The 11368-nt window shown below is 74.9% G+C and carries 14 protein-coding genes; 9 read left to right on the top strand and 5 right to left on the bottom strand.

Annotation, left to right across the window (positions count from 1 at the left end; translation table 11 throughout):
* The first annotated feature begins 53 nt into the window (after window positions 1-53).
* The gene (locus ML340_RS10935; RefSeq protein WP_240099570.1) at window positions 54-926 is read left to right on the top strand and encodes a PhzF family phenazine biosynthesis protein; all 873 of its coding nucleotides are present in this window, start codon (window positions 54-56) and stop codon (window positions 924-926) included.
* 32 nt (window positions 927-958) lie between these two features.
* Window positions 959-1843: a PhzF family phenazine biosynthesis protein gene (locus ML340_RS10930; RefSeq protein ID WP_240099569.1), complete on the top strand. Its 885-nt coding sequence runs from the start codon at window positions 959-961 to the stop codon at window positions 1841-1843.
* An 80-nt stretch (window positions 1844-1923) separates the two neighbouring features.
* On the opposite strand, the gene ML340_RS10925 is transcribed toward ML340_RS10930, so the two are convergent.
* The gene (locus ML340_RS10925) at window positions 1924-2616 is read right to left on the bottom strand and encodes a glycine zipper 2TM domain-containing protein (RefSeq protein WP_240099567.1); all 693 of its coding nucleotides are present in this window, start codon (window positions 2614-2616) and stop codon (window positions 1924-1926) included.
* A gap of 293 nt (window positions 2617-2909) precedes the next feature.
* On the opposite strand from ML340_RS10925, the gene fusA reads away from it, so the two are divergent.
* The gene (gene fusA / locus ML340_RS10920) at window positions 2910-4958 is read left to right on the top strand and encodes an elongation factor G (protein ID WP_240099565.1); all 2049 of its coding nucleotides are present in this window, start codon (window positions 2910-2912) and stop codon (window positions 4956-4958) included.
* Between the two features lie 13 nt (window positions 4959-4971).
* Here the strand turns inward: fusA and ML340_RS10915 are convergent, their stop codons facing one another.
* Window positions 4972-5859 (bottom strand): sulfite exporter TauE/SafE family protein, encoded by an 888-nt coding sequence (locus ML340_RS10915; protein ID WP_240099563.1) that lies wholly within the window; start codon window positions 5857-5859, stop codon window positions 4972-4974.
* A 147-nt stretch (window positions 5860-6006) separates the two neighbouring features.
* On the opposite strand from ML340_RS10915, the gene ML340_RS10910 reads away from it, so the two are divergent.
* Both ML340_RS10910 and ML340_RS10905 read left to right on the top strand, forming a co-directional pair.
* Window positions 6007-6537 (top strand): DUF1439 domain-containing protein, encoded by a 531-nt coding sequence (locus tag ML340_RS10910; protein WP_240099561.1) that lies wholly within the window; start codon window positions 6007-6009, stop codon window positions 6535-6537.
* A 4-nt stretch (window positions 6538-6541) separates the two neighbouring features.
* Window positions 6542-7249, top strand: a complete 708-nt coding sequence (locus tag ML340_RS10905; protein ID WP_240099559.1) for a hypothetical protein — start codon at window positions 6542-6544, stop codon at window positions 7247-7249.
* A gap of 12 nt (window positions 7250-7261) precedes the next feature.
* On the opposite strand, the gene ML340_RS10900 is transcribed toward ML340_RS10905, so the two are convergent.
* Window positions 7262-7732, bottom strand: a complete 471-nt coding sequence (locus ML340_RS10900; RefSeq protein WP_240099557.1) for an SET domain-containing protein — start codon at window positions 7730-7732, stop codon at window positions 7262-7264.
* A gap of 163 nt (window positions 7733-7895) precedes the next feature.
* On the opposite strand from ML340_RS10900, the gene ML340_RS10895 reads away from it, so the two are divergent.
* On the top strand, window positions 7896-8396 hold the full coding sequence (locus ML340_RS10895; protein ID WP_240099555.1) for a cytochrome C: 501 nt from the start codon (window positions 7896-7898) through the stop codon (window positions 8394-8396).
* Between the two features lie 13 nt (window positions 8397-8409).
* Here the strand turns inward: ML340_RS10895 and ML340_RS10890 are convergent, their stop codons facing one another.
* Entirely contained in the window at window positions 8410-8691 is a 282-nt protein-coding gene (locus ML340_RS10890; RefSeq protein ID WP_240099554.1) for a hypothetical protein, read from the bottom strand.
* Window positions 8692-8859: 168 nt separating this feature from the next.
* Here ML340_RS10890 and ML340_RS10885 point away from each other — a divergent pair, with 168 nt between their 5' ends.
* On the top strand, window positions 8860-9777 hold the full coding sequence (locus ML340_RS10885) for an alpha/beta hydrolase (RefSeq protein ID WP_240099552.1): 918 nt from the start codon (window positions 8860-8862) through the stop codon (window positions 9775-9777).
* A 19-nt stretch (window positions 9778-9796) separates the two neighbouring features.
* Here the strand turns inward: ML340_RS10885 and ML340_RS10880 are convergent, their stop codons facing one another.
* A complete protein-coding gene (locus tag ML340_RS10880; RefSeq protein ID WP_240099550.1) occupies window positions 9797-10165 on the bottom strand; it encodes a thiol-disulfide oxidoreductase DCC family protein in 369 nt (122 codons plus the stop codon).
* A gap of 109 nt (window positions 10166-10274) precedes the next feature.
* On the opposite strand from ML340_RS10880, the gene ML340_RS10875 reads away from it, so the two are divergent.
* A complete protein-coding gene (locus ML340_RS10875; RefSeq protein WP_240099548.1) occupies window positions 10275-10730 on the top strand; it encodes a DUF3429 domain-containing protein in 456 nt (151 codons plus the stop codon).
* Window positions 10731-10808: 78 nt separating this feature from the next.
* Window positions 10809-11252, top strand: a complete 444-nt coding sequence (locus tag ML340_RS10870) for an SUF system Fe-S cluster assembly regulator (RefSeq protein WP_240099546.1) — start codon at window positions 10809-10811, stop codon at window positions 11250-11252.
* Window positions 11253-11368: the final 116 nt, after the last annotated feature.

The following is an 11368-nucleotide window of genomic DNA, read 5'->3' as shown; positions in this document are numbered from 1 at the left end:
CGGCGGAAGCGGCATTCTAGCGGCCCCTCGCGCGCACGTTCCCGGAGCCCGCCATGCGCCGCCGCTACCTGCAGCTGGATGTGTTCGCCGAGCGTCCCGGCGCCGGCAATCCGCTGGCGGTGGTGCTCGACGCCGCCGGGCTGGAGACCGCGGACATGCAGGCGCTGGCGGCCTGGCTCGGACTGTCGGAGACGGTGTTCCTGCTGCCGGCCGACCCCGGCGCGGACTACCGGGTGCGCATCTTCACCCCGCGCAGCGAATTGCCCTTCGCCGGGCACCCGAGCGTCGGCGCGGCATGGGCGGTGGCGCGCCACCGCCTGGCCCAACCGACCCGCGGTGAGCTGATCCAGCAGTGCGCGGCCGGGCGGCTGCCGGCGCGCATCGCCGGCGACGGCGACGGCGACGGCGCGGCGATGGTGGCCTGGGTCCGCAGCCCGCGCCCGCGGCGCTGCGACCTCACGCCCGCGCCGCTGCCGCCGGGACTGGCCGCCGTGGCCGCCAGCCCGCCGCAGCTGTGGGACAACGGGCCGCGCTGGTGGCTGCTGGAGGCCGCCTCGGCCGGCGCGCTGCGCGCCCTGCGGCCGGACTTCGCGGCGCTGGCGCAGTGGCTGGATGCCTCGGGCGCGACCGGGCTGGCCGTGCATGCCGCCGAGCCCAAGGCCGCGCATGCGCTCGCCGTGCGCGCGTTCTGCCCCGGCGCGGCGGTCGGCGTGCCGGAGGACCCGGTGACCGGCAGCGCGAACGCCGCGATCGCCGCCCGCCTGCACGCGGAGGGCCGCCTGCCCGGCGGGCGCGCCGGCTACGTCGCCAGCCAAGGCCGCGAGCTCGGCCGCGACGGCCGGGTCTGGCTGCAGGTGGAGGATGCCGGCGACGTCTGGATCGGCGGCGCGGTGCAGGCGGTGATCGCAGGCACGCTGGACTGGTAATCTGCGCGCCCTTTGCCTCCGCCACGCTTGCGATGGCCCGCTTCCCCTTCGCACAGTTGGACGTGTTCGCCTCCCGCCCCGGCGCCGGCAACCCGCTGGCGGTGGTGCTCGACGCGCAGGGCCTGGACGATGCCGCGATGCAGGCGATCGCGCGCTGGACGCGGCTGCCGGAGACCACCTTCGTGCTGCCGGCGGACACGCCGGGCGCCGACTACCGCCTGCGCATCTTCAGCCCGCGCCGCGAAGTGCCGTTCGCCGGGCATCCCAGCGTGGGCACCGCGCATGCCCTGCTGGATGCCGGCCGGGTGGCCGCGCGCGACGGTCGGCTGGTGCAGCAGGGCGCGGCCGGCCTGCTGCCGCTGCAGGTGCAGGGCCACGGCCCGACCCGCACGGTCGCGGTGCGCACGCCGCGCGCGCGGGTGCAGGAGATCGCCGCGCCCGACGATCCGCGCCTGGCCGGCGCCCTGCGCGGCCTGCGCCTGGGCGCGCTGCCGCCGGTGCTGATGGACGGCGGCCGCCGCTGGTGGCTGGCGGAACTGGCCGACGAGGCGCACCTGCGCGCGCTGCGGCCGGACTGGGACGCGATCGCCGCGCTGGCCGAGGCCAGCGACAGCATGGGGCTGTTCGTGTATGCGCGCAGCCCCGATCCGGTCTACCACTACGCCGTGCGCGCGTTCGTCGGCGCCCCGGCGCGGTTCGAGGACGCCGCTTCCGGCGCCGCCAATGCCACTCTGGCCGCCTGGCTGGCCGCGCAAGGCGCGCTGCCGCCGCAGCCGGGCGGCTTCTACCGCGTGAGCCAGGGGCGCGAGGTCGGCCACGACGCGATCCTGGAACTGCGGGTGGATGCCGACGGCGAGGTGTGGTCGGGCGGACGCGCGGTGCAGGTGGTGCGCGGCGAACTCGACTGGCCGGCCTGAGCCTGCGCCGCACACGACGCAGGGGGCCGCGCGGCCCCCTGCCGGTTTCGCCCGCGGCCGCTCGCGCGCCGCCTCCCCGCTCAGTCCGGGGTCACGTCCACCCGCACCCGCACGCGGTCGCCGGGGTTGTAGCTCATGCGCCGGGTGAAGCGGCGGCCGTGGTACTCGTAGGTCACGTCGTAGGCAGTGGCATAGCCGTCGCCGTAGCGCCCGCTGGCCGGGACCGGATCGCACACGCGCACGGTGCCGGTGCGCGGATAGCGCTGCTCCTGGCTCTGCTCGTAGATCTGGCGGCCGGCCATGCCGCCGAGCATGGAGCCGACCGCCGCGGCCGCGACCTGGCCGCTGCCGCCGCCGACCTTGCTGCCGAGCACTGCGCCGACCACGCCGCCGGCGATGGTGGCGAGGTTGCGCCCGGCCTGGGTTCCGCGCGACTGGCCGTAATAGCCGCCATCGCCGCTGTAATAGCCACCATTGCCGTAGTAGCCGCCGCTGCCGCCATAGTAGCCCGGATCGCCGGCATAGCCGCCGGGGGTCACGCTCTCGTAGCAGCGTTGGCCGCTGCCGTAACCGCTGCCGTAGCCGCTGGCCAGCACCGGGTCGACCCGCACCACCCGCGCATAGTCGTGGAACACGTCGCCGCCGGAGTAGGTCGCATAGCCGTTGGCGTCCGGATAACTGGCGGGCGGCGGATACGACTGCGCGGCGGCACCGGTGGCCACGGCGAGGCCGGCGACGGCGGTCAGGGCGAGGGCGAGGGCGAGGCGCTTCATGGTCGGGCTCCGGCGCCGGGGAAGGGATCGATCATGGGTTCCGGCGCGCCGCCACACTGCCAAGCCGCGATTGACGCCGACCTGAATCCCGCCGTCCGCCTAACTTCCGTTTAACGCGGCGACAGCCTGCGCGCGCACGCCGATGCTGCGGCGCAACCACCGGCCGGCGCGCGCCGGAGTAAGGTGCAGGCACGCCATGGCCGCCCGCGGCGCGGCACCCGGCCGGAGCCGCCGCAGGCCGCCGTGACGCCCCGCCCCGCCAGGGGCATCCACGCCATGGGAGGACCGGGCGCATGTCCTACTCGACCCCGCAGATCCGCAACGTGGCCCTCGCAGGCCACCCCGGCGCCGGCAAGACCACCCTGTTCGAAGCCCTGCTGCATGCCGGCGGCGCACTCCAGGCGGCAGGCAGCGTGGAGCGCGGGAACACCGTCTCCGACTTCGACCCGATCGAGAAGGAACGCGGGCACTCGATCGACAGCGCGATCGCCGCGATCGACCGCCCCGGCCTGCACCTCAACCTGATCGACACCCCCGGCTACCCCGACTTCCGCGGCCAGGCGCTGGCGGCGCTGGCAGCGGTGGACACGGTGGCGGTGGTAGTGGAGGCCGACGCCGGGATCGCGCACGGCACCCGCCGCATGATGGAGCACGCCCGCCATCGCCGGCTGTGCCGGCTGCTGGTGGTGAACAAGATCGACCACGGCGGGCACGACCTCGGCGGCCTGCTGGCGGGCCTGCGCGAGGAGTTCGGGCCGGAGGTGCTGCCGCTGAACCTGCCGGCCGACGGCGGCCGCCGGGTGGTGGACTGCTTCGGCCGGCGCGAGGGCGAGTCCGACCTCGGCGCGGTCGCGGACTGGCACCAGAAGATCCTCGACCAGGTGGTGGAGATCAACGAGACGGTGATGGACCACTACCTCGACCTCGGCGAGGACGGCCTGTCCGGGCAGGAACTGCACGATGCCTTCGAGCAGTGCCTGCGCGAGGGACACCTGGTGCCGGTGTGCTTCGTGTCCGCGCGCACCGGCGTCGGCGTGCGCGAGCTGCTCGAGATCGCCGAGCGACTGCTGCCGCACCCGGGCGAGGCCAATCCGCCGCCGTTCCGCAAGGGCCATGGCGCCGACGCCCAGCCGGTGTCCGCGCGGCCGGACCCGGCCGCGCACGTCATCGCGGACGTGTTCAAGATCATCAACGACCCGTTCGTCGGCAAGCTCGGCGTGTTCCGCGTCTACCAGGGCACGGTGCGCCGCGATGCCACCCTGTTCGTGGACGACGGCAAGAAGCCGTTCAAGGTCGCCCACCTGTACCGCCTGCAGGGCCGCGAGCATCTCGAGATCGCGCAGGCAATCCCGGGCGACATCGCGGCGGTGGCGAAGGTCGAGGACCTGCACTTCGACGCGGTCCTGCACGACTCCCACGACGAGGACCACATCCACCTGGCGCCGCTGGACTTCCCGCGGCCGATGTTCGGGCTGGCGGTGCAGGCGGCCAGCAAGGGCCAGGAGCAGAAGCTGGCCACGGCGCTGCAGCGGCTGGCCGAGGAGGACCCGGCGTTCGCGGTCGAGCACCACGCCGAGACCAACGAGACGGTGGTGCGCGGGCTGTCCGACCTGCACCTGCGGGTGATGCTGCGCCGCCTGCGCGAGCGCTACGGGGTCGAGGTGCAGACCCATCCGCCGCGGATCGCCTACCGCGAGACGATCGGCGCGCCGGCCGAGGGCCACCACCGGCACAAGAAGCAGACCGGCGGCGCCGGCCAGTTCGGCGAGGTGTTCCTGCGGGTGGAGCCGCTGCCGCGCGGGGCCGGGTTCGAGTTCGTGGACGCAGTCAAGGGCGGCACCATCCCCGGCCAGTTCATCCCCGCGGTGGAGAAAGGCGTGCGCCAGGCGATGGCGGCCGGGGCGGTGGCCGGCTACCCGATGCAGGACATCCGGGTCACGGTGTACGACGGCAAGCACCATCCGGTCGACAGCAAGGAGGTCGCGTTCGTGACCGCCGGGCGCAAGGCCTTCCTGGATGCGGTCGGCAAGGCGCGGCCGCTGGTGCTGGAGCCGATCGTGAGCCTGGAGGTCACCGCGCCGGAGCAGCACATGGGCGACATCAGCGGCGGGCTGGCGGCGAAGCGCGCGCGCATCCAGGGCAGCGACAGCCTGCGCGGCGGCGAGGTCGTGGTGCGCGCGCAGGTGCCGCTGTCGGAACTGGAAGGCTATGCCGCCGAGCTGAAGTCGGTCACCGCCGGGCGCGGCCGCCACGCGCTCGACTTCAGCCACTACGAGCCGGTGCCGGCGCCGGTGCAGCAGAAGCTGGCCGCCGCGTTCCGCCCGCGCGGCGACGAGGACTGATCGCGGGCCGTGCTCAGCGCGAGGGTGCCGCCTCCGCCGCTAGGCGCCGCCACGCGCGCAGCTGCTGCATGAAGCTGCCGAGCCCGACCCCGAGCACCACCCCGACCGCGAGCACGAACGGCAGCCCGAGGGTCGCCAGGTTGTGCACGTGCAGGCCGGTGTGCAGGCCGGCCTCGGCCAGGCGCGGCCACAGCAGCCCGGCGATGCCGGCCAGCACGTAGGCCAGCCCGCCCCAGACCAGGGTGCGGTAGGCGGTGGTCAGCGCGATCGCGCGGATCGCCTCCGGCGGCAGGTGGCGGCGCGCCGCCATCCGCCCGAACAGGCCGCCGGCCGCGACCTGCACCAGCGCAGTGCCGAGCCCGAACAGCGCGCCCGGCAGCCAGCCGAGCCAGGCCGAGGGCATGGCCGGCGCGAGGGTGGCATACAGGATCAGCGCGAAGCCACCGAAGCCCCAGCCGGCGACGAAGCCGTGCACCGCCGGCATCCAGCGCGCGGCGCGGCCATGCGCCGCCTGCGCCGGGAAGCCGGGGTCGTCGGCATGGCAGCGTCCGCCCAGATGCAGGTGCGGCAGCGCGCGTCCGCGCGCGAGCAGGCGCCCGCCCAGCGCCATCAGCAGCCCGACCAGGATGTACAGCCACTGGTCGAGCCCGGCCAGGCCCATCCAGCCGGCGAGGCCGAACCACGCCAGCTGGCTGGCCAGCGCGCGCTGCACGGTGAAGCTCGCCGAGAACAGCAGCCCCGCGCGCAGCCCGGCGCGGGTGGAATAGCCGCCGATCGCATAGCTGAAGGTGATCGGCCAGGTGTGTTCGTCCGGGGTGATGCCGTGCACCAGCCCCAGCAGCAGCGCGGTGACCAGGGCGGCGGCGGGGTCCAGGTGGCTCGGGTTCCACAGGTCGGGCATGCACGGTCCTCCTCGGTGCCTGCGCGATGGTAGGCGCCGCGCGTGCACCCGGCGTGTGCGGCGCTGCGCCATACTGCCGGCCGGTCCCGCTTCCCGCGCTCCGCCATGCCCGTCCCCGCCCCCCTGCTCCGCTGCGCGCGTCCTGTTTTGGCCCTGCTGCTGGGCCTGCTGCTGGCCGCCTGCTCCAGCCTCGGCGCCTCCGCCCTGCTCGGGCGCGACGTGCGCTTCACCGCCCCGCAGCTGCAGGCGCAGCTGGACCGCAAGTTCCCGCGCGACTACCGCAAGCTCGGCGGCCTGGTCACGCTGAGCGTGCTGCACCCGCAGCTGGCGCTGCCGGGCGGCGGCCGCCTGCAGCTGGACTTCGACCTCGCGCTCGGCGGGCCCGGCGCCGCGCCGCGCGCCGCGTCCGGCCATTTCCGGGTGGAGAGCGGGCTGCGCTACGACCCGGCCCGGCGCGCGCTGTTCCTCGAGGATCCGCGGATCGTGGCGGTCGACGTGCCGGCGCTGGGCGGGCTGCTCGACGACGGCGCGCGCGCCCTGCTCAACGGCTGGCTGCTGGAGTACGCGCGCGACGAGCCGGTGTACCGCCTCGACGACAGCCTCGCCAGCCGGATCGCAGCGCGCCGGATCGAACGGGTGGACCTTGATCCCGGCGTGATCGTGTTGCGCATGGACTGACGCCATGCCGCGCGCCGCCCTGCCCGCGCTGTGCCTGCTGCTGGCCGCGTGCGGACGCGCGCCGGCACCACCGCCGGCCGCTCCTGCCGCCGCGCCCACCGCCGCCGCCAGCGATGCCAGCGCGACCCGCCTCACGCCTCCCGCTCCCGATGCGGAGACCGCCTGGCGGCTGCCGGGCCGGTTCGGGCCGCTGACCCCCCAGTCCGAACTGGAGGCGCGCTATGGCAAGGCCAACCTGCGCGAGGAACTCACCGACGGCGCCGAGGGGATCGGACGGCGGCGCGCGCTGGTGCTGTATCCCGACGATCCCGCGCGGCGGCTCGAGCTGGTGCTGGACGCGGACAATCCGGACGCGCCGATCCAGGAACTGCGGGTGGCCACGCCCGGCGCGCGCTGGCACGACGCCGGCGGCGTGCGCGTTGGCCTGCCGCTGCGCGCATTGGTCGCCCTCAACGGCGCGCCCGTGAGCTTCTACGGCCTCGGCTGGGACTATGGCGGCACCGTGCAGGACTGGCACGGCGGCCGCCTGGCCAATGCCGAAGGCGGCCCGCTGTTCCGGCGGGTGGTGCTGGGGCCGCGGCCCGGCCTGCCGCCGCGTGCGCTGCCGCAGGGCGACGGCCTGTTCCGCAGCGACGATCCGCGCTGGCCGGGACTGGACGAGGCGCTGGTGGTGGTCGAGTTCGCGATCAGCTGGCCGGAAGAAGGGCACTGAACCCCGTGCGGTTCAGCGCCGACGCTTGGGCTTGAGCATGGTGCCGGTGCAGTTGGCGGCGCCGCAGCGGCAGGCCCAGATGCGCTTCAGGCGCGGGGTGTGGCGCTGGGCCAGGGTGATGCCATAGTCGTAGGTCAGCTCCTCGCCGGGTGCGATCGCCCGCAGCGCCTCGATGAACACGCGCGAGCGCCTGGGGTCGTCGGCGTCCTCCACCAGCACCGCCTCGCAGTTGGGATTGCAGCTGTGGTTGATCCAGCGCGCGGCATTGCCCTCGAAATTGGCGTCGATCACCCATTGCTCGTCGAGGGTGAACAGGAAGGTGTGGCCGCTCTCGACATCGCCGCTGTCGCCGGCGTCCACCTCGGCATGGGTGCGGCGGCGGCCCTTGTACTCGATCACCCGCTCGCCCGGGGCGATCGGGCGCGTGGCGAACACGCCGTTGCCGTGGATGGCGGACTTGCGGGTGACGATCTTGCTCGGCATGGGCAGGGCGCGCGGACGGGAGCCGCATTGTCGCCGAGGACCCGGGCTTGTCCAGCCCGCTCCGATCCCGCCCGGTGCGCGCGTCCCGTGGCCGTCCGGCGCCCGCGCGCGCGTTGGCCTCGGGACCTACCGACGCCGGAGCGCCACCATGCCCATGCGCCGCATGTCCGCCGCGCTCGCACTCCCCGCCCTGGTGCTGCTGGCCGGCTGCCAGGCCATCTCCGCTCCCCCCGCCGTCACCGCGGACCAGGCGCTGCTGGCGCGCGGCGAATACCTGGTCCGGATCGCCGGCTGCAACGACTGCCACACCCCGAACTTCCCCGAGCGCGCCGGCGACGTCCCCAGGCGGGAGTGGCTGGTCGGCGTGCCGCTCGGCTTCGTCGGCCCGTGGGGCACCACCTATGCCGCCAATCTGCGGCTGAAGCTGGCCAGCATGGACGAGGCGACCTGGATGCAGTACTCGGCCCGTCTGCGCACGCGCCCGCCGATGCCGGACTTCAACCTGCGGGCGATGGATGCCCACGACCGGCGCGCCATCTACCGCTTCATCCGTGCGCTGGGCCCGGCGGGCCAGGCCGCGCCCGCCTACCTGCCGCCCGGCCGGATGCCACCGCCGCCCTACCTGCAGCTGGTGCTGCCGCCGGCGTCGCCGGCCGCACCCTGACGCATGGCGGCGTTCAGCGGTGCAGCCACCCGGCCGCGCCGCTCCACCACAACGCCATGCCGATCCCGATCAGCGCCCAGAACAGCTTGCGCAGGCCGCGGCCCACCCGCCACAGCAGGAACACCGCGGCTGCGACCAGCAGCCAGCGCAGCAGGCGCGAACGCTCCGCGCCCGGCGCGGCGGCCACCGCGCGCTCCATCAGTTCGCCCACCTTGGCCTGCAGCGGCGTGGCCAGCGCGGAGAACAGCGGATCGGTTGCCCGGGCCTGGCGCTGTGGCGTGGGCTGGGTCTGCATGGCGATCTCCCGTATCCGCAATGGACGCCGCGCATTCTCCGCGGCGGCACCGGCGCGCCCAGCCACGGATAGCAGCCGACGGCGCTGACAGCCGTCATCCGCCGCGCGCGTCAACCCGGTGGCGGCTGCCGCGTTGGCAGGAGCACCACCGCACGGGACACATCCACCATGCGCCTGCGCCACGTCGCCCCGATCGCCCTGCTTGCTGCCGCCCTGCTGGCCGCTGGCGGCCAGGCCGCACCGGCGCCGCAAGCGCTGCGCGAACGCCTGATCGAACGCAGCGAGCAGCAGGTCCGCATGGCCCTGCCGCCCGCCGCCCGGGTCGAGCGCGACCTCGCCTACGGAGCCGACCCCAAGCAGCGCTACGACGTCTACCTGCCGGCGCGCCCGGCCACCGACGCGCCGATCCTGGTGATGGTGCATGGCGGCGGCTGGCGCACCGGCGACAAGGCGCTGGCCAGCGTGGTCGCGCACAAGGCCGCGTGGTGGCTGGCGCGCGGCGGGGTGTTCGTCTCGCTCAACACCCGGCTGCTGCCGGACGCCGACCCGTCGCTGCAGGCGCGCGACGTGGCCGCCGCGGTGGCCGCGGTGCAGCGGCAGGCGCGCCAGTGGCGGGCGGATCCGGGCAAGACCCTGCTGATGGGCCACTCCGCCGGCGGCCATCTGGTGGCGCTGCTCGGCAGCGATCCGGCGCGGCTGCGCCAGGCCGGGGCGCAGCGCCCGCTCGGCGTGGTCGTGCTCGACAGCGGCGCGCTGGACGTACCGGCGCTGATGCAGCAGCGCTGGCTGCCGCGCCTGTACCGCGATGCCTTCGGCCGCGATCCGGCGTACTGGGCGGCGGTCTCGCCGCAGCAGCAGCTGCAGCGCGACGCCCTGCCGATGCTGCTGGTGTGCTCCAGCACGCGCACGTTCCCGACCTCGCCGTGCGCAGAGGCAGACAAGCTGGCCGCGCACGGGCGCACGCTCGGTGTCGCCATGCAGGTGCAGCCGGAGGCGCGCTCGCACGCGGAGATCAACGACCAGCTCGGCCTGCCCTCGGCCTATACCGATGCGGTGGCCGGCTGGATCGACCAGCGCCTGCGCTGAGGCCCGCGGTGGCGGCCGGCTAACCTGGCCGCCGCCAGCCGCGGCGCAGGCGCAGGAATCCGCGGTACGCCACGTCCAGCAGGCGCAGGCGCCGCCCCGATCCCAACAGCCGCCCCAGCCAGGCCCAGCGCGGCAGCACCTGCCACAGCGCGGCGAAGGCGGCGGCGCCGTCGAGCAGGCGGCCGTCGGGCAGGCGCAGGTGCAGGCGCGCCAGCGCGGCCTCGCGGGTGAGGCCGGGGCCGAGGCGCGCGGGATCGCACCGGGCCACGTCCACCCATTCCACCCCATCCGCGCCGGGCTGGCGGCGGTACAGCGCAATCTCGCGCGCACACAGCGGGCAGGCGCCGTCGTAGTAGAGCGTGGGTTTGGGGCGCGCGGCCGGTTTCATGCCCGGGATACGCAGCCGCCGCGGGCGTGGATGCGGGCGGCGCGCAACCATGGCGGCATCCGGCCCGTATCCAGATCTCGGTTCCCCGCCACGTCCCCACGAGCGCCCCATGCCCACCCGCCCGCGCACTCCGCCCCGCCTCGTCGCCATGCTCGGCTACGGCGGCCTGCTCCCGTTCCTGGCCCTCGCCGCGCTGGCCTGGCTCGATCCGGCGCGGCAGGCCCGCTGGGCGGGCGCACTGCTGGACTATGGCGCGCTGATCCTCGCGTTCGTCGGTGCCCTGCACTGGGCCCTGGCGATGCAGGCGGATGCGCTCGCGCCGCGCCGGCGCGCGCAGGCCTACGCCTGGAGCGTGGTGCCCGCCCTGGTTGCCTGGGGCGCACTGCAACTGGCGCCGGGGCCCGCCGCGCTGCTGCTGGTCGCAGGCTTCCTCCTGCATTTGGTGGCCGACCATGCGCTGGCCGCGCGGCTGCCGCTGCCGGCCTGGTACCTGCCGCTGCGCGGGCGCCTGACTGCGGTCGCCAGCGCCTGCCTGGTCGCGCTGGCCTGGTCCGGCGCCGGCTGAACCGCGCCCGCGCTTGGCCGCGCTCGGCCGAAATCGTACAATTCCGGTCCACATTCCCCCGTCGCCGCGACGGCCGCCATGCTGCGCATCACCAAGCTCACCGACTACGCCACCGTGGTGCTGACCGCGCTCGCCGCGCGGCCGGAAGTGGTGCTCAGCGCGCCGGAGCTGGCCGAGCAGGCGCGGCTGGAGCTGCCGACCGTGGCCAAGGTGCTCAAGCCGCTGGCCGCGGCCGGCCTGGTGGAGAGCTTCCGCGGCGCCAACGGCGGCTACCGCCTGGCGCGGCCGGCGGACGCCATCAACCTGGTCGAGATCGTGGAGGCGATGGAAGGCCCGCTGGCGATGACCGAGTGCAGCATCCATGCCGGCCAGTGCGGGATCGAGGACTCCTGTGGGATCCGCCCGAACTGGCAGCGGATCAACGCGCTGGTCGCCGACGCGCTGCGCGCGGTCACCCTCGCCCAGATGCTGCCCGCCCCCGCCGGCCGCCGCGCGATCGCGGTGCAGCTGGCCACCACCTGAGCAACCGTCTTGGCAGTCAAGCGTGATGAAGAGTCAAGTCCCAGCTGGAGCGGTGCCTTGCAATGGCATTGAGCACGGTCAGCAGCTTGCGCATGCAAGCCACGAGGGCAACCTTC

It is taken from the genome of Thermomonas flagellata, assembly GCF_022419185.1.
GTDB lineage: Bacteria > Pseudomonadota > Gammaproteobacteria > Xanthomonadales > Xanthomonadaceae > Thermomonas > Thermomonas flagellata.
This window is presented reverse-complemented; position numbering and strand designations above follow the sequence as displayed.

Bases quoted from the DNA above. Each gene is read 5' to 3' on its own strand.
- ML340_RS10935 (WP_240099570.1), top strand. From the start codon at position 54: ATGCGCCGCCGCTACCTGCAGCTGGATGTGTTCGCCGAGCGTCCCGGC.
- ML340_RS10930 (WP_240099569.1), top strand. From the start codon at position 959: ATGGCCCGCTTCCCCTTCGCACAGTTGGACGTGTTCGCCTCCCGCCCC.
- ML340_RS10925 (WP_240099567.1), bottom strand. From the start codon at position 2,616: ATGAAGCGCCTCGCCCTCGCCCTCGCCCTGACCGCCGTCGCCGGCCTC.
- fusA (WP_240099565.1), top strand. From the start codon at position 2,910: ATGTCCTACTCGACCCCGCAGATCCGCAACGTGGCCCTCGCAGGCCAC.
- ML340_RS10915 (WP_240099563.1), bottom strand. From the start codon at position 5,859: ATGCCCGACCTGTGGAACCCGAGCCACCTGGACCCCGCCGCCGCCCTG.
- ML340_RS10905 (WP_240099559.1), top strand. From the start codon at position 6,542: ATGCCGCGCGCCGCCCTGCCCGCGCTGTGCCTGCTGCTGGCCGCGTGC.
- ML340_RS10900 (WP_240099557.1), bottom strand. From the start codon at position 7,732: ATGCCGAGCAAGATCGTCACCCGCAAGTCCGCCATCCACGGCAACGGC.
- ML340_RS10895 (WP_240099555.1), top strand. From the start codon at position 7,896: ATGTCCGCCGCGCTCGCACTCCCCGCCCTGGTGCTGCTGGCCGGCTGC.
- ML340_RS10890 (WP_240099554.1), bottom strand. From the start codon at position 8,691: ATGCAGACCCAGCCCACGCCACAGCGCCAGGCCCGGGCAACCGATCCG.
- ML340_RS10885 (WP_240099552.1), top strand. From the start codon at position 8,860: ATGCGCCTGCGCCACGTCGCCCCGATCGCCCTGCTTGCTGCCGCCCTG.
- ML340_RS10880 (WP_240099550.1), bottom strand. From the start codon at position 10,165: ATGAAACCGGCCGCGCGCCCCAAACCCACGCTCTACTACGACGGCGCC.
- ML340_RS10875 (WP_240099548.1), top strand. From the start codon at position 10,275: ATGCCCACCCGCCCGCGCACTCCGCCCCGCCTCGTCGCCATGCTCGGC.
- ML340_RS10870 (WP_240099546.1), top strand. From the start codon at position 10,809: ATGCTGCGCATCACCAAGCTCACCGACTACGCCACCGTGGTGCTGACC.